This is a genomic window from Haloarcula montana (assembly GCF_035666295.1).
GTDB classification, from domain to species: Archaea; Halobacteriota; Halobacteria; order Halobacteriales; family Haloarculaceae; genus Haloarcula; species Haloarcula montana.
On record NZ_CP142027.1, the window covers coordinates 485,063 to 504,429 of the forward strand.

Annotated in this window: 21 protein-coding genes and 1 pseudogene; 11 read left to right on the forward strand and 11 right to left on the reverse strand. The window is 66.3% G+C overall.

The annotated features are described in order from the left end of the window. Window positions 1–52: 52 nt before the first annotated feature. Window positions 53–1,114 (reverse strand): M48 family metalloprotease, encoded by a 1,062-nt coding sequence (locus VJ109_RS02595; protein WP_324758784.1) that lies wholly within the window; start codon window positions 1,112–1,114, stop codon window positions 53–55. Window positions 1,115–1,223: 109 nt separating this feature from the next. On the opposite strand from VJ109_RS02595, the gene VJ109_RS02600 reads away from it, so the two are divergent. Genes VJ109_RS02600 through VJ109_RS02615 form a run of 4 tightly spaced genes read left to right on the forward strand, consistent with a single transcriptional unit; the run spans window position 1,224 to window position 5,864 of the window. Next, window positions 1,224–2,249 (forward strand): DUF4129 domain-containing protein, encoded by a 1,026-nt coding sequence (locus VJ109_RS02600; protein ID WP_324758785.1) that lies wholly within the window; start codon window positions 1,224–1,226, stop codon window positions 2,247–2,249. Next, window positions 2,246–3,034: a DUF7269 family protein gene (locus VJ109_RS02605; protein ID WP_324758786.1), complete on the forward strand. Its 789-nt coding sequence runs from the start codon at window positions 2,246–2,248 to the stop codon at window positions 3,032–3,034. Before VJ109_RS02600 ends, VJ109_RS02605 begins: the two co-directional genes overlap by 4 nt. Then, window positions 3,031–4,362: a DUF58 domain-containing protein gene (locus tag VJ109_RS02610; RefSeq protein ID WP_324758787.1), complete on the forward strand. Its 1,332-nt coding sequence runs from the start codon at window positions 3,031–3,033 to the stop codon at window positions 4,360–4,362. Before VJ109_RS02605 ends, VJ109_RS02610 begins: the two co-directional genes overlap by 4 nt. Continuing rightward, window positions 4,359–5,864, forward strand: a complete 1,506-nt coding sequence (locus tag VJ109_RS02615) for a DUF7519 family protein (protein ID WP_324758788.1) — start codon at window positions 4,359–4,361, stop codon at window positions 5,862–5,864. Before VJ109_RS02610 ends, VJ109_RS02615 begins: the two co-directional genes overlap by 4 nt. A 24-nt stretch (window positions 5,865–5,888) precedes the next feature. Here the strand turns inward: VJ109_RS02615 and VJ109_RS02620 are convergent, their stop codons facing one another. Then, entirely contained in the window at window positions 5,889–7,469 is a 1,581-nt protein-coding gene (locus tag VJ109_RS02620; protein ID WP_324758789.1) for a succinic semialdehyde dehydrogenase, read from the reverse strand. 98 nt (window positions 7,470–7,567) lie between these two features. Here VJ109_RS02620 and VJ109_RS02625 point away from each other — a divergent pair, with 98 nt between their 5' ends. Next, a complete protein-coding gene (locus VJ109_RS02625; RefSeq protein ID WP_324758791.1) occupies window positions 7,568–8,572 on the forward strand; it encodes a deoxyhypusine synthase in 1,005 nt (334 codons plus the stop codon). Between the two features lie 8 nt (window positions 8,573–8,580). Here the strand turns inward: VJ109_RS02625 and VJ109_RS02630 are convergent, their stop codons facing one another. After that, the gene (locus tag VJ109_RS02630; RefSeq protein WP_324758792.1) at window positions 8,581–9,507 is read right to left on the reverse strand and encodes a hypothetical protein; all 927 of its coding nucleotides are present in this window, start codon (window positions 9,505–9,507) and stop codon (window positions 8,581–8,583) included. 132 nt (window positions 9,508–9,639) lie between these two features. On the opposite strand from VJ109_RS02630, the gene VJ109_RS02635 reads away from it, so the two are divergent. Beyond that, entirely contained in the window at window positions 9,640–10,827 is a 1,188-nt protein-coding gene (locus VJ109_RS02635; RefSeq protein WP_324758794.1) for a redox-regulated ATPase YchF, read from the forward strand. A 104-nt stretch (window positions 10,828–10,931) separates the two neighbouring features. Here the strand turns inward: VJ109_RS02635 and VJ109_RS02640 are convergent, their stop codons facing one another. The 4 genes from VJ109_RS02640 to VJ109_RS02655 all read right to left on the reverse strand — a co-directional run bounded on the left by VJ109_RS02640 (window position 10,932) and on the right by VJ109_RS02655 (window position 13,363). After that, window positions 10,932–11,480: a hypothetical protein gene (locus VJ109_RS02640; RefSeq protein WP_324758795.1), complete on the reverse strand. Its 549-nt coding sequence runs from the start codon at window positions 11,478–11,480 to the stop codon at window positions 10,932–10,934. Window positions 11,481–11,507: 27 nt separating this feature from the next. Beyond that, on the reverse strand, window positions 11,508–12,068 hold the full coding sequence (locus VJ109_RS02645; protein WP_324758797.1) for a carboxymuconolactone decarboxylase family protein: 561 nt from the start codon (window positions 12,066–12,068) through the stop codon (window positions 11,508–11,510). A gap of 24 nt (window positions 12,069–12,092) precedes the next feature. Beyond that, window positions 12,093–12,638: a hypothetical protein gene (locus tag VJ109_RS02650; RefSeq protein WP_324758799.1), complete on the reverse strand. Its 546-nt coding sequence runs from the start codon at window positions 12,636–12,638 to the stop codon at window positions 12,093–12,095. A gap of 71 nt (window positions 12,639–12,709) precedes the next feature. Next, window positions 12,710–13,363 carry a DsbA family protein gene (locus VJ109_RS02655; RefSeq protein WP_324758801.1) on the reverse strand — a complete coding sequence of 218 codons (654 nt, stop codon included), beginning with the start codon at window positions 13,361–13,363 and terminating at the stop codon, window positions 12,710–12,712. 294 nt (window positions 13,364–13,657) lie between these two features. Between VJ109_RS02655 and VJ109_RS02660 the strand changes: the two genes are divergently transcribed. Both VJ109_RS02660 and VJ109_RS02665 read left to right on the forward strand, forming a co-directional pair. Further along, window positions 13,658–13,909 carry a hypothetical protein gene (locus VJ109_RS02660; protein ID WP_324758802.1) on the forward strand — a complete coding sequence of 84 codons (252 nt, stop codon included), beginning with the start codon at window positions 13,658–13,660 and terminating at the stop codon, window positions 13,907–13,909. Next, window positions 13,906–14,376, forward strand: a complete 471-nt coding sequence (locus tag VJ109_RS02665) for a PIN domain-containing protein (protein ID WP_324758804.1) — start codon at window positions 13,906–13,908, stop codon at window positions 14,374–14,376. The genes VJ109_RS02660 and VJ109_RS02665 overlap by 4 nt, the downstream gene beginning before the upstream one ends. Before the next feature lie 139 nt (window positions 14,377–14,515). On the opposite strand, the pseudogene VJ109_RS02670 reads toward VJ109_RS02665, so the two are convergent. Next, a pseudogene (locus tag VJ109_RS02670) lies at window positions 14,516–14,656 on the reverse strand (sulfatase-like hydrolase/transferase); the annotation flags it as partial. A gap of 267 nt (window positions 14,657–14,923) precedes the next feature. Further along, complete coding sequence (locus VJ109_RS02675) at window positions 14,924–15,208, reverse strand: translation initiation factor eIF-1A (protein WP_324758806.1); 285 nt, start codon at window positions 15,206–15,208, stop codon at window positions 14,924–14,926. Window positions 15,209–15,340: 132 nt separating this feature from the next. Between VJ109_RS02675 and VJ109_RS02680 the strand changes: the two genes are divergently transcribed. After that, window positions 15,341–17,113, forward strand: coding sequence for a hypothetical protein (locus tag VJ109_RS02680; RefSeq protein ID WP_324758807.1), 1,773 nt, complete (start codon window positions 15,341–15,343; stop codon window positions 17,111–17,113). 65 nt (window positions 17,114–17,178) lie between these two features. Next, window positions 17,179–17,898, forward strand: coding sequence for an AAA family ATPase (locus VJ109_RS02685; RefSeq protein WP_324758808.1), 720 nt, complete (start codon window positions 17,179–17,181; stop codon window positions 17,896–17,898). Between the two features lies 1 nt (window position 17,899). On the opposite strand, the gene VJ109_RS02690 is transcribed toward VJ109_RS02685, so the two are convergent. Further along, window positions 17,900–18,562: an AIM24 family protein gene (locus VJ109_RS02690; protein WP_324758810.1), complete on the reverse strand. Its 663-nt coding sequence runs from the start codon at window positions 18,560–18,562 to the stop codon at window positions 17,900–17,902. A 146-nt stretch (window positions 18,563–18,708) separates the two neighbouring features. Here VJ109_RS02690 and VJ109_RS02695 point away from each other — a divergent pair, with 146 nt between their 5' ends. Continuing rightward, on the forward strand, window positions 18,709–18,864 hold the full coding sequence (locus tag VJ109_RS02695; RefSeq protein WP_276180696.1) for a hypothetical protein: 156 nt from the start codon (window positions 18,709–18,711) through the stop codon (window positions 18,862–18,864). Between the two features lies 1 nt (window position 18,865). On the opposite strand, the gene VJ109_RS02700 is transcribed toward VJ109_RS02695, so the two are convergent. Continuing rightward, window positions 18,866–19,327, reverse strand: a complete 462-nt coding sequence (locus VJ109_RS02700; protein ID WP_324758811.1) for a nucleoside deaminase — start codon at window positions 19,325–19,327, stop codon at window positions 18,866–18,868. Between the last annotated feature and the right edge of the window lie 40 nt (window positions 19,328–19,367).

Below are 19,367 nucleotides of genomic sequence, written 5' to 3' on the forward strand. Positions count from 1 at the left end.
TAACCCCCGTTGTGGCATAAACGGTTTGGAATGTGGCGCTCCGAGGCGGGCATCAGGACGCCGATTCGACCGAACGGAGTCGATCGATCCGGTCCGCCGTCGGCGGGTGTGAGCGGGTTTCGACGTGGAACCGATCGGTCTCGGTCCCCGTCCGGAAACCCCCAGCGAGGAAACAGAGTCCACGAACGCCCTCGTAGGCGCGTCGCTTGTCGGTTTCCGGCGTCACCGCGGCCTCGCTGTCCAGCGTCTCCAGGGCCGTGACCAGCGCGGCCGGGTCCCCGGTCAACAGTGCCGCGCTGCGATCGGCAGCGTACTCGCGGTATTTCGAGAGCGAGCGACTCAGGACGACGACCGGAGCGGTAAATACCCCGAGCAACACGCCGCCGAGAACGACCGTGATCCCGGCAAGGACGACGAAGCCGAGGGTGAATCCGAGGCTGCCGACCGGGGCGGCCACGATTCGAGCGCTCAGGACGTACGCGCCGCAGACGGCGAGCGCTCCGACGACGAGTTTACTGCCGCGTTCGCCCGGAAGCATGTCGTCCAATAGCCCGTGTTCGCCGTTAGTCAGCGCTGGCAGGAAGCTAGCGAGGGTCATGACCGTCGCGTCCCGGTTCTTGACGTGCATCAGTTCGTGGGCCAACACGGCGTCGAGTTCGTCGCCGGAGAGCGTCTCCAGCAAGCCGTCGCTGACGACTAGTGTGGCGCTTCCGATGGTGCCGACGGCGAAACTGTTGGGGACCGCGGAGTCCGCGACCGCGATCGTCGGGGGTTTCATGTCGGCGAGCTGTGCGAGCCGGTGGACGCGTTCGCTCAGGTCGGGGTACTCCCGTTGGCTCACTTCCCTGGCGTCGACCTTGTTCAGTGTCCGCGCGCGGGTGTATCGGAGCTGTCCCCAGACGAACAGCGACAGCGCCGGCAACAGAACCGCGAGCCACCACGCTACCTGGGCCGATAGCCCGCCGAAAGGCAGCGCCGCGGCGACGGCGTCGCGGAGGGGTGCAAGCCACGGCGTCAGGAGGTATGCGGCCGTCGCGACTACCGCGAGGTCGACGACCAGCAGGAGCGCAAGCGTCAGCAGGATCCGTCTGTTGAGGTGGGTATCTCTCCCCATAGGGCGTATGGAATCTAGCTGTCAGTGAATAAAAATAGTTCTGGTGGTCGATCGGAGAGCGTCGAAGTAATGACAATATTTTATATTCGTTGGCAAGAAGTATTGGATAGTGCCTTCCAGTCTCATCCGCGCCGCCCTCGCCCTCCTCTGTGCCGGCGCTGTGGTGTTCGGGACCGCATTGTTCCCCGCCGCGCTGGACGTGGAACTCCAGCCGTCGGGTCCGGAGACCGTCGGGTCGGACGCCACCAACCCCACCGAGAGTCTGCCGACCGACACCGGCGACAGTCCGGCCACGGAAACACCGACGGCAACGCCGACGCCGACAGAAACAGCCGCCCCGCCACCCGACGACACCGGTGACGCCGATCCGAGCCTCGGCTGGCTCGCGCTCGTCCCGAAGCTGTTCGGGCTCGTCGTGTTGGGCGGGCTCGGCTACGTCGGGCTCGTGTTGCTCCGTGCGGCCGACATCGGCGTCGGGGACAGCGGCCTCTCGCTGGGCTGGCTCAGACTGCCCTCGCTGCCTGCGCCGATCGGGAGCGCCCTCCAGCTCATCCCGCAGGTGACCACGACCGTCCTGCTCGCCGGCGCGGCGATGCTGGGCCGTGTCGCCGCCAGCGTCGGAACGATCGCCGGCGGGCTGGGGCGTGGGATCGCCTCGGGGCTGGGACCCCTCGGCCGGATGCTCGGCCGGAGCCTCGGCGCGCTCCCGGTGGCGTTCGGCGCACTGCTGGCAGCCCCCCTGCAGGCGCTGGGATCGCTGGGCGGCTCCGGCGGCCTCCTGGCGTCGCTTCGGGGTGAGATCACGCGTCCCGAGTTCATGCAACCGGACGATCCGACGACGGAGGACGCCCGGGCGGTGGCCTCGACGCCGGTCGAGGAGCGCGAGCCCGACCCGCCGACGCTCCGGGAGGCCTGGGAAGCGATGGTCGAGTTGGTCCCTGTCCAGAACCCGGCAGCGACGACGCCGGGGGAGTACGCCCGCACGGCTATCGACATCGGCCTCCCGGCCGCGCCGGTCCGTCGGCTCACGGAACTGTTCCGATCGATCGAGTACGGCGGTGCCGACGCGACGAGTTCCCGGACCGAAGCGGCACGCGACGCGCTCGATCAGATCCGGAAGGGAGGTGACGAATGACGAGCCAGACCACGACCGTCGAGCCGACGGGAGACGAGCGACTGGCTGCCGACGACGATGGTGTCGAGGTACCGGACGAGCCAGTGCGGAACCGCCACGCCGAAGAGGACGAGCGAAGCCACGACCGTACCCGCGTGGATGCGCGGATCGACCGTGAACCCGCCGGCCGGCTCTGGCTCGTGTTTTCGGTTACCGGTCTCGCCGCCCTCGGGGCCGCTGCGGTGGTCGTGACGTTCCCCGGGCTCGTCGACGTGACGGCGAGTCCTGACACGGTGGGGCAACTCCGCAGCGCTGCGCCGGTTCTGGGGGCCGCCATCGGCGCTCTCGGTCTGTACGGCCTGTACGACAGACACGAGTCGCCGGAGTGGGAGAGCGACGAACCGGTCGAACTGCCCGCTGCGAACCCGGAGATGACCCAAGGGACCGAACAGACGGTCGTCGGTGCGGACATCGACGAGCTACTGGAGAGTATCGACGGCCGGGTCGATCCGTACAACGGCCTGGAAGCCAGTTACGCCGCCGACATTCGCCGTGAGCTACGCGGGACAGCCAAGCGAGTCATCGCCGATTCGACCGGCGTGTCGGAGTCGGTCGCCGCCGAAGCGGTCGCAAGCGGGCGCTGGACGGACGACCAGCGGGCGGCCTCGTTCCTCGGTGATGAAACGGTCGCCGACCCGTCGCTGGGCGTCCAGCTCCGTGACTGGGCGTCCGGCGAGGGGTTCGACCGGAGGGTCGAAGCCACGCTGGGGGCGATCGAGCGGGTCGAACGGGGTGATCTCCGATGAGTGAGCGCCTGAACGCCCGAGGTGACATCGGTATCTGGGTCGCACTGGTCGCCGGCGCGGTCGGTGTCGTCACCGGCAACACGGCCGTTTTCATGGTCGCCGTCGTCGGACTCGTCTACGCTGCCTACGAGGCGGCCGCGAGCGTCCCCGAACCGGAGTTGACGATCACTCGCGCGTTGGAGCCGGAGACGCCACTCCCCGGGCAGGCCGTCGAAGTGACCGTCACGGTCCGTAACGACGGGCTCGACTACCTCCCGGACGTACGGATCGTCGACGGTGTCCCGGACCGACTCCGCGTGACCGAGGGGTCCCCACGGTTCGGGACGACCCTGGATGTCGACGAATCGGCGTCGTTCACCTACACGATCACCGCCCGCCGTGGCGAACACGCGTTCGGCGAGACGACGGTGGTGTGTCGTAACCTCACCGGCGGCGCAGAATACCGGACAACCGCCGAGATCGAAACGGAACTGGACTGCTCGACCGACGCGGAGCGACTCGACATGCCCCCACAGACGCTGCCACAGAGTGGACGGGTCCAGGCGGACGCGGCCGGCGAAGGCGTCGCGTTCTACGCCATCCGCGAGTACCAGTCCTCGGACCCGATGAGCCGCATCGACTGGAACCGCTTCGCCCGGACGAACGAACTGGCGACCGTAGAGTTCCAGGAGACGAAAGCCGCCAGCGTCGTCCTGTTGGTCGACGCGCGGCACCCGATCGCCGCCGAGCCGCGGGCACCGAACGCCGTCCAGTACTGCACCTACGCCGCGGAGCGACTGGCGACCGCGCTCCTGGAGGAGGAGAACCACGTCGGCGCGGCCGTCTTCGACTCCTGTGCGTATCTCCGCCCGTCCGCCGACCGTGTCCAGGCCCGGCGAGTCCGCGAGTTCCTGCTCGAAGAGATCGGGGGGAGCGACGGCTACCGCGCGACCGCCGAGGGGACCGACTGGTCGGTCAGCGATATGAGCGGACAGCGCTTCTTCGAGGGGATCGACGGGATCGAGCAGCGCTACGGCGTCGCAGACGGCGGGGACCCGATCAAGACACTCAAGCGATCGATCCCGTCCGAAGCACAGATCGTCTTCTGCAGCCCGCTGTTGGACGATACCGCCGCCGACGTGGCCAAACGCTTCGCCGCCTACGGACACGCGGTCACCCTCGTGACGCCGGACGTGACCGGTAGCGAGACGCCTGGCGCGACACTGGAGTCCCTGGACAGGGACGATCGCGTCGACGACCTGCGCAGCGCCGTTCGTGTCGTCGACTGGAACCCCGACCAACCGCTGTCGAAGGCGCTCCTGCAGGCGATGGGGGGGTGGTCGGCATGAGCGGGATCGACACGCGGCCGGTCCGTTCGACGGCGACGCTCGCCGGCGTCCTCGCAGTCCTGACTGCGCTGGCCGTCGGTGTGAGTATCGGCGATCCGCTCCCGGTCGTGTCGGCGGTCGGCGGCGCGGTGTTACTCGCGGGCGGGACCTGGGCGCTCGGCGAGGAATCGAACGCACGTGTCGCCGCCGGCAGCGTCATGGCAGTCGCCGGCGTCGTCGGCTTCGCGCTCACGGTCGTGTTCGCGGCCGGCGGGAGCAGGCTGGCAGCCTTCCTCGGGCTGGCGATCGGAACGATGTACGTCCTCTTAGACGCCGTCACCGACTCGATCGACGACGGGAACCAGATCGGTGCTGCACTCAGAGAGAGCGGCAACGCCCTCCTCGTCGGTATCGTCGTTGCGGTCCTGTTGAGTGTCACCGCGCAGTACAACGTCCTCTCGGGAGTGGTCTTCGGCGTGAGCGGGCTGGCCGCGATCACGCCTTTCGTCGGCTTCGTGACCCTCCAGATCGGTGCGGTCCTCGTCTTGCTGCTGTTGAATCGGGTCGTCCCGGTGCTGGAGGGGTGGCTCCCCGACCCCGGCAGCGGTGATCGGACGCTCGATACGCTATCGGAAGTCGGGATGTCCAGAACCGAGGTTCCCGTGACCGTCTGGGCGGTCCTGGGTGTCGAAGGCGTCGTCGCCCTGTTCCCCCAGGCACAGGTCCTGTTCAACGCGTTCCTGGCCGGGACGCCCGTCGTGGGTTCCCTCCTCCGGGTGGCGCTGAGCGGGCTGTTGCACGTCCCGCTGGTGGTGCTGGCCGTCGGGCTGCTCGGAATCTTGCTGGCGAGCGGGCTCCAACGGTGGGTCGTCGACTGGCTCGGCGACGACCCCGCGAGGACGCTGTCGCTACAGAGCGGTGGTATCGTCGCCGTCGTCGCGACGATCCTCGGGACCACAGCCGTCTCGCTGCTGGGCATCGACCTCTTCGGCAGGAGTACAGCAGTCTCCAGTCTCATCGGGCCGGCAGCGGTCATCCTCGGTGGGCTCGTAACGGCCGTGTTGCTGATCGGAGTCGTCGTCGCGGTCGTGCCGTTGTTGTCCCACCGCGGATTCCTCCCGCAGCCGGCCGGCGGATTCGCACTGGGCAGCGCAGTGCTGTTCCTGACGATCCTGCTCGGGGCGGAGTTGGGCGTGCCGACAGTGCTGGTCATCGCCGGGAGCGCGGCCACGCTGTTGATCTGGGACGCCGGCGCCCACGCCAGCAGCATCGGTCTCCAGTTGGGCCGTGACGCGGGGACGAGCGACAGCGAGTTCGTCCACGTCACCGGTACCGGGCTGGTGCTCGGGCTGGCAGTCGTCGGTGCGATCGCCGCGCGCTATCTCGTGGTACCGGCCATCGCTCCACCGCAGACGAGCGCGTCGGCCCTCCGCTCGGCGATCGCTCTGTTCCTCATCGTGCTCGCGATCCTGGCGCTCGGGCTCGCACTCTCCGTGCGGTCGGACTCGCCGGTCGCCGAGTGACGACCCGGCACCGGTTGTCCACCCTCACAGCCACGGTGGAAACCGACGCTTGAGTCGACGAACCGCGCCGATACCGAGGATCGCACCGCGTGCAACGATCCCCGCCGGAACGGCGTCGATGGGGACCAACGGCGGGCCACGTTGGCTCGTCACGGTCTGTGTCTCGGTGAACTTGCTGATCCCCTCCGGGCCGTGTCGGCGGCCGATCCCGGAGTCGCCGACACCGCCCATCGGCGCGTCCGTCGACGCCCACATCCCGGCGAAGGCGTCGTTGACCGACACCGAGCCGGCCCGGATCTGTCGGGCGAGTGATCGCCCGCGTTCGCGGTCGGCCGTCCAGACGCTGGCGTGGAGGCCGTAGTCGGTCGCGTTTGCCTGTCTGACGCCCGCTGTCGCGTCGGCGACGGGTTCGATCGTGACGACCGGGCCGAACGTCTCCTCCGTCGCGGCGGTTGCCTCGGCCGGGAGGTCGGCGAGGACGGTCGGCTCGTAGAACAGCGGCCCGACATCTTCGCGTCGCTCGCCCCCGGTCAGAACAGTCGCACCACGAGCCCGAGCGTCCTCGACGTGGGTCTCGACGACCGATCGCTGTGCCTCGCTGATCAGCGAGCCGACATTCGGGCCGAAGTCGAAGGTCGCCCCGAGCGAACGGGAGGCGGTCGCCTCGACGAACCGATCCCGAAACTCAGCGTAGGCGGACTGTTCGACGTAGATCCGTTCGAAAGAGAGGCACAACTGGCCGGCGTTGGCGTAGCTCCCCCAGACGAGCGCGCGGACGGCCGCATCCAGATCCGCGTCGGCGAGAACGATCGCCGGGTTCTTGCCGCCCAACTCCAACGAGGCGTCGACGAGATGCTTACCGGCGAGAGAACCGATCGCACGGCCGGTCTCGGTGCTGCCGGTGAAGGTGATCTGGTCGACACCGGCGACGAGTGGCTCGCCGAGCGGTTCCCCCTCGCCGGTGACGACCTGGACCGTCTCCTCGGGAACGCCCACCTCGACGAGCAGTTCGTGAGCCAGCAGTGCCGTAAAAGGTGTCTCCTCGGCGGGTTTGAGGACAACTGTGTTGCCGGCAAGCAACGCCGGGAGGAAATCCGAGATCGCGAGCGTAAGCGGGTAGTTCCACGGTTCGACGAACCCGGCCACGCCCACCGGGTCGTGGTGTGTCTCGACGCGAGTGAGCCCGGGGAGACGGCTGCCACGACGGGAGCCGGCGAGCTGTTCGGGTCCGTTCTCGGCGTAGTAGTCGGCGGTGAGCACGACGTCGAGGACTTCAGCTAGCGCGTCGAGGCGGGTCTTGCCGGTCTCGACCTGGATCACGTCGAGCAGTCGCTCGCGGTTCGCGAGGACGCTGTCGGCGAACCGCTTGAGGACGGTAGCACGGTTTTCGACCGACCGTGCTGCCCACGCCGACTGTGCCGAACGGGCTCGGTCGACGGCTGCGTCGATATCGGCCGGTCGACAGCGCGGAACCGTCCCGACGACCTCGTTCGTGTACGGGGCGGTGACCGGCAGGGCCTCACGACTCCCGACCGTCGTGACCCGATTCCGAAGGCGGTCACAGGTCGTCTCGTCGAGGCGGTCGCCGACTGACTCGGCTGCCATTGCGTCTCAGTAGGCTCCCACTCGTATGTGGTTTGCCCTGCCTGCGAGGTGTGACGGAACCGGTCGGTTGAAACCGGCGGCAGTCGGAGACCCCGGTGATGACCGACCACGAGGACCGGGAGACGTTCCACCACGACCCGATCGGACACGCCGAGGCACGGGCGGGGATGACCGTCGGCGAACTGGCAGACAGCTACGGCGAGGCCGGGATCGGCGCGAACGACCTCCACGAGGCCGTCGACGTCTACAGCGAGATGCTCGACGACGACGTGACCACCTTCTTCGGGCTGGCCGGGGCGATGGTCCCGACGGGGATGCGCGCGATCGTCAGCGAACTGATCCGGGACGGCCACATCGACGTGTTGGTCACCACCGGGGCGAACTGCACGCACGACAGCATCGAAGCCATCGGCGGCAAACACCACCACGGCGAGGTAACTCCGCCGGAAAAGACCGAACGTGAACACGACGAGACGCTCCGTGACGAGGGCGTCGACCGGATCTACAACGTCTATCTCCCCCAGGAGCACTTCGCGCTGTTCGAAAACCACCTCCGCGAGGAAGTGTTCTCGGAACTCGAACCCGAAGGCGCCGTCTCAATCCAGCGCATGACCGAGGAACTGGGACGGGCCAACGCCGCGGTGAACGAACGTGAAGGTGTCGCCGAGGACGCGGGTATCCTGGCGGCAGCCTACGAGAACGACGTGCCGGTCTACTGCCCGGCTGTCCAGGACTCGGTGCTGGGCCTCCAGGCCTGGATGTACTCCCAGACCAGCGACTTCACGCTGGACGCGCTCGCGGACATGACCGACATCACCGATATCGCCTACGAGGCAGACAGCGCGGGCGCGATGGTCGTCGGCGGCGGCGTCCCCAAGAACTACGTCCTCCAGACGATGCTCGTCTCGCCTGACGCCTACGACTACGCCGTCCAGTTGACGATGGACCCCTCGAACACGGGCGGCCTCTCCGGTGCGACCCTAGAGGAGGCCCGGTCGTGGGGGAAACTGGAGAAAGACGCCCGGAACGTCTCGGTGTACGCCGACGCGACCATCACGCTCCCGCTGGTGGTCGCGGCGGCCCGGGAGCGGGTCGGTGAGTAGCGACGCCGTCACCGAGGGGGTTCGAGCCCGGTGAAGTACCACTGACCGTCGTATCGAGCCAGCGCCGCCGGGCTGTCGCTCCCGATCGAAAGACGGTCACGCAGATCCTCGAACGCAGCGGAGTCCGGCTCACAGTCGGTGTAGGTCCCGTCGACGGCCTGATCGACGATCTCCCGTTGTCGATCCGTCAGCCCGTCGAGGACGACGCCGCGTTCGCCCCCGACGTGCTCGACGAACGCCTCCGGGGACTCGGCGACGAGTTCGGTACTGACCGTCGTCGTCGTGATCTCGACCGTTCGCTGCTCGCTGAACGTCAGTCGGAGCAGGGTATCTTCCCACTCCAGGTACCACGTCTCCCGTTCCGGGACGAACACCGAGCGGGTCCGGGCGTCGGCGCGTTCGTACGCGAACGTGACGGCAAACGAGTCGTAGTGGGGGGCATGGATCAGATGTGAGTTCCCGATGGCATCGCGCAGCGACTCACGGTCGTGGGGTGGGAGGTCGGGAAACGACAGCCGGTGGTCGTCCCCTGCCGGTTCGTCGACGTCGATATCGACCGCGTACTCGTAGCCGGGCACCGTCGTCCCGTCGTGGTCGGCGGTCCCGACGCGGTAGTACCGCGGCTGCGGCCCCGTGACGACGTAGTCCGTGTGTGGCTTCGGGGAGTAGTAGCCCCGAACGGTAGCCTCGCCGGACTCGGACCCCAGCGCGTCCGCGACGACCGTCCGCGTCGCGTGTCCCAACCCGTCGACGGGCGTACTGAACTCGTTCGAGACCCCGACAGGTGTCGCCTCGTCGAACGATAGATGGACGCTGTTCGGACACTGATCCGATCGCTCGGAGGGACCCAGACAACCCGCGAGGCCAGTGACAGCAACGCTGCCGACCGCCTGCAACGCACGGCGTCGAGAGCAGGGGAGGGAAGGGCGGCTCATGTCAATGCGGTGTCCTGCCATGCGCATAAATATACAGGTCGCCGAGACGGGCCATTCCGCGTGCATGGCACTCACACACGCTCTCACTCGCTTTGACAACGTTTTAGCCGTCGATTCGCCTCTAGTGGTCCAATGAGCTACAAGATCGGACTCGTCGGCAAGCCCTCAGTCGGCAAGTCCACGTTCTTCAACGCGGCGACGATGAACGACGTGCCCGAGGGTGCGTACCCGTTCACGACGATCGATCCCTCCGTCGGCGAAGCCTACGTCCGAGTCGACTGTGCGGCCCCGGAGTTCGATCACTCCTGTACGCCCAACCACGGCTACTGCTCGGAGGGGGTGCGGTTCGTCCCGACCCAGTTGGTCGACGTGGCCGGTCTCGTTCCTGGTGCCCACGAAGGAAAAGGGCTCGGCAACCAGTTCCTCACCGATCTCAACGAGGCCGACGTGCTCGTCCACGTCGTCGACTTCACGGGCGAGACCGACCTCGAAGGGGAACCGACCGACGACCACGACCCCCGCGAGGACATCGACTTCCTGGAGAACGAACTGGACATGTGGTACCTCGACATCTTAGAGAAGGGGATCGAACGCTACCGCTCGGGGTATCACGGCGAGGACGCCGATATCGAGGCCGACCTCGCCGAACAGATGTCCGCCTTCTCGGTCAGCGAGGAGGAGATCAAACAGATCGTCCTCGCGCTGGAGCTTGAGCTGGATCCGGACGCCTGGGACGAGGCCGACCGCGAGCGACTGGCCCGCGAGATCCGCATCCGGACGAAACCGATGCTCGTCGCGGCCAACAAGATGGACACGCCGGCGGCCCAGGACAACTGGGCGACGGTCACCGAGGACCCTGAGTACGAGCACCTGACGTTCGTTCCGGTGTCGGCCCACGCCGAGAAGGCGCTGAAAAACGGCGACGAACAGGGCGTCCTGGCGTACCGACCCGGCGACGACGACTTCGAAGTGACCGCCGACCTCCCCGAGGAGAAAGCGGCCGGCCTGGAACAGATCCGGGAGTTCGTCACCGAGTTCGGCGGGACCGGCGTCCAGAACGTCCTGGAGACGGCGCTGTTCGAAGAACTGGGCGCTATTGCCGTCTTCCCCGGTGCGCGCACGCCACAGGAGGACGGAACCTTCCTCCAGGACTGTTTCGTCCTGCCGGACGGATCGACCGCCGAGGACTTCGCGTACTTCCTGCATACCGACATCGGCGAGGGGTTCCTGCACGCCCACGACGTTCGCTCGGGCCGGCAGGTCGGGGCCGACACGGAACTCGACCACCGGGACGTCGTCGAGATCACGACGACGAACTGAACCGGGAGCCACACGACTGGCTCCAGTCCGAACTCGTCCCGTTCGAAACGAGCAACGGAGGAACTGGCGAGTCGGTGCCGAGCGCGGACGTATTGATCGACGAGCTACAACACCAGATAGGCGATCAGCGCGACGATCAGGAGCTTCTTCACGAGGAGGACCGCGATGATCGTCTGTGTCATCGAGAGGGCACGAACCCGCCGGATTCCGCGGCGCACGATCGCCGGGGCGCCGGCCAGTTCCCGCGCCAGAAGCCCCAGTTCGGCACGGAAGGTCTCGCCGATCGACCCCTGGCCCTGTTCGTAGCCGGCTTCGGCCGTCGGGACCCAGCGCTGCCCGCTGTACTGGAGTTCGACGAGTGACCCTTCGAGGTGGTCGACCTGTTCGAAGGCCAGCCCGTTTGTCTCACAGAGTCGTTCGAGCCTGGCGATACCGCGGTCGCTGTTCAGATCGTAACTGAGCCGGGTCGGTTCGGTCGCCCAGTCGAACCGACAGCGGAGGACGACCTCGTCCGTACCGACCCAGACATCGACGATCTCCGCTAGCTCGACGGTTCCCTGGGTCTCCTTCTTCTTCCGCCGTAGGTGTTCGTACTCGTCGGTATCGGTCGCGCTGACGGAGGGGGTATCGGTCATTCGCGGGTATTCGTTCATTGGACCCACAGCGATATAATCCTTCTCTCAGTCGGTGGGGTCGAGGTCCGTCTCCGTCGGTTCCCAGCCGACGAAGGTCGTCTCCGGGGTCACTCTCATCGCGTCGATGAACAGCCCGGTCCCAACGTAGTGACTGACGAGCAACGCGATCGCGACCAGTTCGTCGGGCTCGAAGTGGGTCCTGGCCCGTTCGTGTGCCTCGTCGGTGACCGCCCGGTCACAGTAGGCCCGGACGTACGTCACCAGCGCCGCGGCGTCGTCGGCCAGCCCGTCGGTCCCCCCTCGACCGATGGTCCGGATCGTCGCCAGCGACAGCCCGGCTTCCCGAGCCTCGAAGACGTGCTGATGCCACTCGTATCGGTCCCCCAGCGCCCGTGCAGCCGCGAGAATCGCCAGTTCGCGGGTTCGTGGCGGGAGTGCGGCGTAGAGCACGTCCAGATACTCCAGCAGACCGGCAAAGACCTGCGGGTTGTTCCCCATCGCCCGGGCGACGTGGAGGTCGTCGATCGCCAGCGAATCGAACAGCGCCGGGGCCGCCTCGACGACCGTCGAAGAGTCCGGCAGCGGGACGCGAGCGTCGGGCTCCATGCGGTCCTGTTCACACCGGCCCGCTTAAATATCGACGGGACAGCCGCGGATCTCACCGCCACGCATCCCCTCGGCGAGCCAGTGGATCGAGAGGGTCACCACGACCACCGCGCCGACGGCGAACTCCAAGCCGTCGAGCGGGAGAAAGAGCAGCGTCGTCGAGACCCCAAACAGCGACAGCAGTCCCAGTAGGACCGCCGAGCCACAGGCGGCACAGCCAGCCCCGAGCGTTCCCAGGATGACACCGGCAGCGCCGGCACCGCCCTGCTGGAGCGCCAGCCCGTGCTCCCGGAAGTGGTAGGTCACCAACGCGATATCGACACCGGTCAACAGGGCGACCGCGACCAGGAGCACACCTTGCAGCGGGTGAAAGGAGGTCCCGACGAACGGATACAGCTCCAGCAGCACGATCAGCCGGTCAGCAAGCGGGAGTGAGCCTCCGAGGACTAGATCGAAGACGAGCGGGATGTTCAACGAGACGGCGAATGCCGATAGGGACGCGATCGCCGCGAGAGCCGCCACCACGGCGTACCCGGGCACGCCCAGCACCAGCCGGACCGTCCGTCCCATCAGCCGCCAGTCCGCTCGACTGGTCGGGAGCCTAACGGCCCCGCGAGCACGCCGAAGACCGGTACGGACCGTCATTCGCTCTCGCCGAGTGCCCGTGCGACGATCTCGTAACTGACGCTGCCGGTGACTTTGGTGACGAACTCGCCGTCCTCGAACAGCAGGATGATCGGCGTCGATTCGCCCAGTCCGGCGTTGTCGGCCGCCGAGATATCCGCCTGAACCTGCTCGTCGTAGGCCCGTTCCCGTGCGTCGGCCACGACCGCCTGCCCGTCGAGGTCGGTCTCGCCGTCGAGGAACGTCGCCGTCCGATCGAGAACGTTGTCCGTCGAGAACGCCGACTGGGTCTCGAAGTAGTGAGCCAGCAGCGACCAGAACGCGTCGGCGTCACGGGCGAACGTCGCCTCCAGGGCCTGTGTCGCCGGCGCTCCCCACGGGTAGATGACGGGGTAGGTCCGGACGACGTAGGCGCCCTTGCCCGGTTCGACGATCTCCGACTGGATCTGTGGGACCGTCCCTTCGTGGAAGTCACGACAGGTCGGACAGGAAGGGTCCTCGAAGGTCAACACGACGTGGCCGTCGAGCGAGCCCAGGTGTGGCTGGGCATCGAGGTCGGCAGCAGCGGGGTGATCCCTGATCGACTCACCGCTCGCTTCGCTACCACCACAGCCCGCAACTCCGGTGACGACACTCGCTGTCGCGAGTCCGAGAAAGCGTCGTCGGTTCATATCGGCGCTGACGCCTCCCGGGTGTTTATCAGTTTGCTACTGTGCGCGCCGATGGAGAACGGTCTTGGCTCCCGAGGCTGTAGGCCCGTCTGGCCGATGACGATATCGTACGGGTCCGAGTCCGGGTGACTCCCCGACGACGACGATCCCTATGAGTGCTGAGGCCGCTATTTTTGACGGTAGAAACCTTCTCTGAGGGGAATCTGTTGTGGCCACGGTAGACATAGGCCCCGGTCAGATTCTCGCCGAGTAGGCAGACACGGATTTAAGAACGTTGCCGAGCAATCATACGGTATGGCCGCCGAAATCTCCGACCGGGTTCGAGAAATCGCTGAAGCCCGTGGCCTTCCGGAGTCCGAAGTATTTGAGCGGGCACTCGAACGCGGTCTTGAAGACCTTTGGGAGAACCTCGTTCTCGCTCGGTACCTCGACGGCGAACTCGACCGCGAGGAAGCAATCGAACGTGTCGGTCGGACGAAAGTCGAGCGAGCGGAGCGAGAGCGGGAGGTCGTCGAGGAAGACGTCGACTGGGGTTTGAACGCGTGACGCTTGCGGCTGTCTCGGACGCAGGACCGCTCATTCACCTCGCCGAAATCGACTCGCTTGAACTGCTCGCGACGTTTGACACACTCTTCGTTCCAGAGACGGTTTACAAGGAGGTCGATGCCGGAGGTGTTCCGGACGGGCTGGCCGACCTCTCGTACGAACTCGTCGAAGCCGATGAAAGCCGAGTCGGAACTGAAGAACTGGATGCCGGAGAACGCGCCGCGATTGCGGTAGCTGAAGAGCGGGGAGTCGTTCTCCTAACCGATGACCTCGCTGCCCGAGAGACAGCATCCGACGCTGGCGTCGAAGTGCACGGCTCTATCGGCGTAATTGCGCTCGGTCACGCTCGGAGATTACTCGAGAGGGACGAGGCGGCATCACTCATGCGTGCACTCCAACGTGAGACGAGTCTCTTCGTGACCGAGGCGGTCGTGGAGCATGGCATCCAGATGCTGGACGAACAGTAACGGAACGAGCGGACACTATAGGCGCGCTAAAACAGTCACTATGGATAGATTGTGAGTCGTGAGTGCCGAGGCCAGCCTTCTCTCCCCACATGTGCGAAGAGAAGTGAACGGATTACGAATCGAGCGCCGTCTATAGGTGCGTTAGGTACATCGATTCGGCGGCGACGGACTCCAGAAACGGTGTCGTTTCGCGCCGGTAGCCGTACAGCGACCAGTTGCGTGCTCGGACGGAGTCGATCACCACGAGCAGGACGTTCGGGGCCGCCTGGACGCCAGCCATACCGTCGTCTGTGTACTGTCCCAGTTAGTCGTCGCTAATTGGGACCTGTGTGTGGACGGTCTATTGACTGCTCGTGAGCACTTCTGAACGCCGGGTCGAAGTCAGCCCGAACCCGTCGAGGACCCGCACCTCTCCGATCTCTGGAGAGTGTGCCAACAGCGTCAGAAACCCGGGTCCATCCCCAGAGTCGACGCGGACAGTTGCTCTGCTCTGTTCTATCGGCAACGGGAGTACCGACCGATAGTACCGCTCACCAACCTCGCGGCGTCACTCGATGTGGCCTTCCGCCCGGAGCTGGTCGGCGTCCTTACTGTCGTAGCGCCACTCGATGTTGGCCTTCTCGTCCTGCCAGTCCCACGGTTCGGCCAGGACCACGTCGCCCTCGTTGATCCACGTTCGGTACTTCATCCGGCCGGGAATCCGGCCCATCCGGTTCTTTCCGTCCTCACACTGAAGACGGACGTGGTTCCCGCCGTTGTGTTCCGTGACGACCGCGAACAGTTCGTCGTCGGTTGGCATCCGGAGATTCCGGCGCCCTGTATCATCGCTCACACGGAGTCTCCGCCCCCGCCACGGGAAAGCGATTCGATGGTCGTGTGAACGTTCGGCATGAGACAACCTCACGCCCGCAAGGGGTCACAGAGTATCCAACAGTTAAGACAGTGACGCTCGAACGATCCGACTATGTCGAGCAGCCCAGACGATACCGTAGAGGGCCGGTTGGCCCAGGTGGGCGAACAGTTGCAGATCCCCAACAACACACTCCAGATCACCCAGGTCCGGCTGAACCAGTTGAGCAACGAGCCCGATGTCGACGCGGACAGCCTCGACAACGTCGCAGCGGCGGCGCTTGCCCTCTCCTCGCGCGAAGACGGGCTGCCGGTCAGCGAACACGACATCGCAAAGGCCTGGTCCGAGTTGCTCGAATCGGACGGCGATATCGCGATCTCACACCAGCAACTCGAAGCCGTCGGCTCCTATCTCGATATCGACGACGTCCCACCCCACCCGGACGCACTCGTCCAGGGGTTCAGTGAGGCCGTCGACATGCCCGAGGAACTCGTCAACGTCGGGCACCGGATCCTCCACGACGCGTTCGAAGCCGACCCGACAGTCGTCTCGGGTGGTCCCTCGCCCGCGGCGACGGCAGGTGCGGTCCTCTCGCTGGCGGCGATCGTCAACGGCGAGGGCGAGAACTACGACCAGGACACGCTCGGACAGGCGTCCGGAACGAACGAAGTGACCGTGCGGAACCGCGCCCACGAACTCAAAGACCTCCTGGGCGAGGACCGACTCCAGAGAGACCGGTACCGGGTCGCTCCGGAGACCGACGCCCCAGACGAGGCGGCCGCTACGGAAGCAAGCGCCGACGAACCGGACCCAACCGACAGCGAGAGCGACGAGCAGTCGACAGCCGCCGACGGTGCCGGTACTGCCGAAGGCGGGACGGAGGCCTCGCCCGACACGGAGACGGCAGCAGACGATGACGGTGGAGCCGTCGCTGACACGGAGAAGTACGTCGAGACGGTCACGTCGATGTACCCGGACGAACTACCGACCACTACCGGTGTCGCCGACGCCCACGAGGAGAGCGAGGAGACCGTCGGGGACGCGCTCGAACACCTAGCCGACAACGGAACGCTCCAGCGCAAGCGAGCCGGCTCCGTCGTCGTCTGGATCCCCGCCGAACAGGACGGTGTCGGAACGGATCTGACCGTCGACGCCGTCGAGACCGAAGTCGACGCGCTCGTCGAGGAACTCGGAATCGGAGCCTCGACGCGACTGCTGGCCCGTGGGATGGTCAGCGACGCGGTCGACGACGTCGACGTCGAGGACGCCGCCCAGTTGGCCGGCGCGACGGTCGTCGCCGCCTCCCGGATGGAGGACGGCGACGTCGACGCCGTCGAGGTCGCCGACCGCCGGGAGTTCCCGCCGCGAGTCCTCGCACAGTGGCTCGACACGCTCGACGAGGCGGTCGACGTCGAGATCCCGCGACGGGAGCCCGGCGAGATCGTCGACGATCTCGCCAGCGAACTGGGGATCTCCGAGGAGATCCGCGAGGAGAGTCGCCGCTCGCTGGAGCGATACGATCCCACCGAAAGCGGGACGGGGTACACGGCGGCCGAGTTAGGTGCCGGCGCGGTCGTCTTCGCCGCGACCGTCAACGGAACACAGTTGGACATCGCCTCGTTGGGAGAGGTCAGCGGCGCCGACCCGAACTACATCACCGACGCGATGAACAGTATCGTCGTCTCGTTGTGTCTCGGACTCGTCCGCGGTGACATCGACTACGCGGACTGTGCGTGGACGACGGACCTCCTGGAGTCGGAGCTGTCGCCGGACATCGGCGACTCCTACACGGGCCGTGTCATCGCACTCGCCAAGACCTACACCGCGGGCCGGGAAGGGCGTCACATCGACGACTCGACCCTCGACGTCGTGCTCGGCGAGGAGTGAAACGACCACTCAGGTGAGCAACAAGCTACTTGTGTCGTGGTGTCGACATTCCACCCAGAACGGACATGAGCGACGACAACGACCCACAGGACGATCTCCCGTTCGATGCCGGCGGCGGGACCGAAGAGACCGACCAGCTGGCCGACGATCCCGATACAGGTGGCGGCCAGAGCATCGAGCGGGAGGAACGCCTCAACGAGTGGGAACAGCGCCTCGAACAGCGTGAACGCGAACTCGACCAGCGGGCACAGGAACTCGATCAGCGCGAGCGCGAACTCGACCAGCAAGAAGAGGAGACGCTCAAGCGACGCGAGCAGACCGTCGATCTCCGCGAAGAACTCGAAGACAAGGAAGCCGAACTCGCCGAGTTCGAGTCGAACCTCGAAGACCGGCGGACGGCCCTCAACGAGCGCGAGCGCGAACTCGACGAGCGGGCAGCGGAACTCGACCGGGAGGCCCAGACACTCGAAGCGTACGTCGGCGATCAGCTCGGCGAACTCGAAGAACAGTTGGGGGAACAGGTCGAATCGTCGGTTACGGCCGCACTCGAAGCACAGGAGTTCGGTTCCAGTGGTGGCCGCCTGGGCGCGCTTCGTGGCGTGTCGCTGGGCCTGATCGGTCTCGTACTCGTCGTGGGTGCCGTCGCCAACGTCATCGCGATGCAGACCGGGGCGCTTCCGACGTTGTTCGCCCCGGCGGCCGCGACCCTGAACTACGCCGCCATCACGGTGTTGCTCCTGTTTGGCCTCTCGGTGAACCTCGCCGCCGCTGCCGGACGGGTGTAACTCAGGGCTGTCGTTCTTCGAAGGGCTGGACGACGACGAACCCGTCCGTTCCCTCGAAGGCCAGTTGATAGGTCTCGCCGGAGGACTGCCCGACCATATCCGAGAGGCTCCGGTTGACGCTACTGCTGGGAGCGGCCGTCCCGCTCCAGGCGACGGTCGCCGCCGGGTCCGTCGTCACCGGCGGTTCCAGGACGATCGGGTCACCGTGGGTGGTGATCGCGATCTGGCCCGGCCCCTCCAGGAAGACGTTCGTGAGCCCGCCCGTCGAGGAGCCGGCGAGGCTGTCGATGGTACTGATCTCGTAGTCGACGCGGTCCTCGAAGGCGAGGACGTCGTCGCCGTTGACCGAGATCGTCTCGCCCTCGTCGAGATCGAGTACCTGGATCTCCTTCGCACCGTCGGCCACGTAGAGCGTCCCGCTCCCCTCGGCCTGCATCACGTCGGTCCCTTCGCTCGTCGCCGCGTCCTTCAGGAAGCCGGTTATCCCGCCTTCGGCCGACGACTTCCCGGTAAACGATAGTTCTCCAGTGTAGGCGACCATCGCGCCGACCTTCGCGAACACCGGCTCGTCGACCTCGATGGCGAGGAGTTTGCTGTTTTCGAGACTGAACCGGTCGGTACCTGCTGCGGGGTCGTTCGCGTCGATGAAGTCCTCGGATTCCATGGTACACACAGAGCCGATCGGCTCCGGACGGTCGGTACACCCCGGCAGGACATACCAGTGACGATATGTTACGTTACTGATAGTATCGCGACGGTCCCACCTGTCGAAGAGGAACTACTTTACTCCGGTCGCGCGTACGGACAGGTATGGGACTCGAAGCGTATTTCGACGACATCGGTCCGGCGACGATGGGACTCATCGGCGCCGTCCTGTTCGTGATTCCGGAGCCGGCGACCTCGGCGCTCGGTGCCGGACTCCTGTTGCTCGGAGGATCGTGGTGGTTCTACGAGTGGAAACGGTGAGCTACCAGTCGTAGCGCTCGTGGATCTCCCGCCCGGCGGCGTTGCTGTGTGGGCCGACGACCTCGGTGACACCGTCGAGGATGGCCGCCGAGCGGACGGGCGCATCCTGGTCGGTGAACTCGCCGATCTCGTCGCCACCCACGCTGTAGACGACCCGGCCGAGCCCCGCGTGTCTGATACCGCCGGCACACATCGGACACGGCTCCGTGCTCGTGTACATCACCGTCTCGGCGCGTTCCTCAACGGTCAACTCCTGGAGCGCACGTTTTGCGAGATCTAACTCGGGATGACGCCGAACGTCGTCCTCGGTGACGACACGGTTCGACGCCTCCATGACGATCTCGTCGTCCCGGACGAGGACCGACCCGAAGGGCCGATCACCGCGTTCGGCTGCGACGCGGGCACGGACGAACGCTTTGGCCATGTGTGCGTCGTGGTCGAACGCATCGAAGTCGACGGGCATACCGGGACCTCGGGCGGGACGGGCAAACGTCTCACGGTCC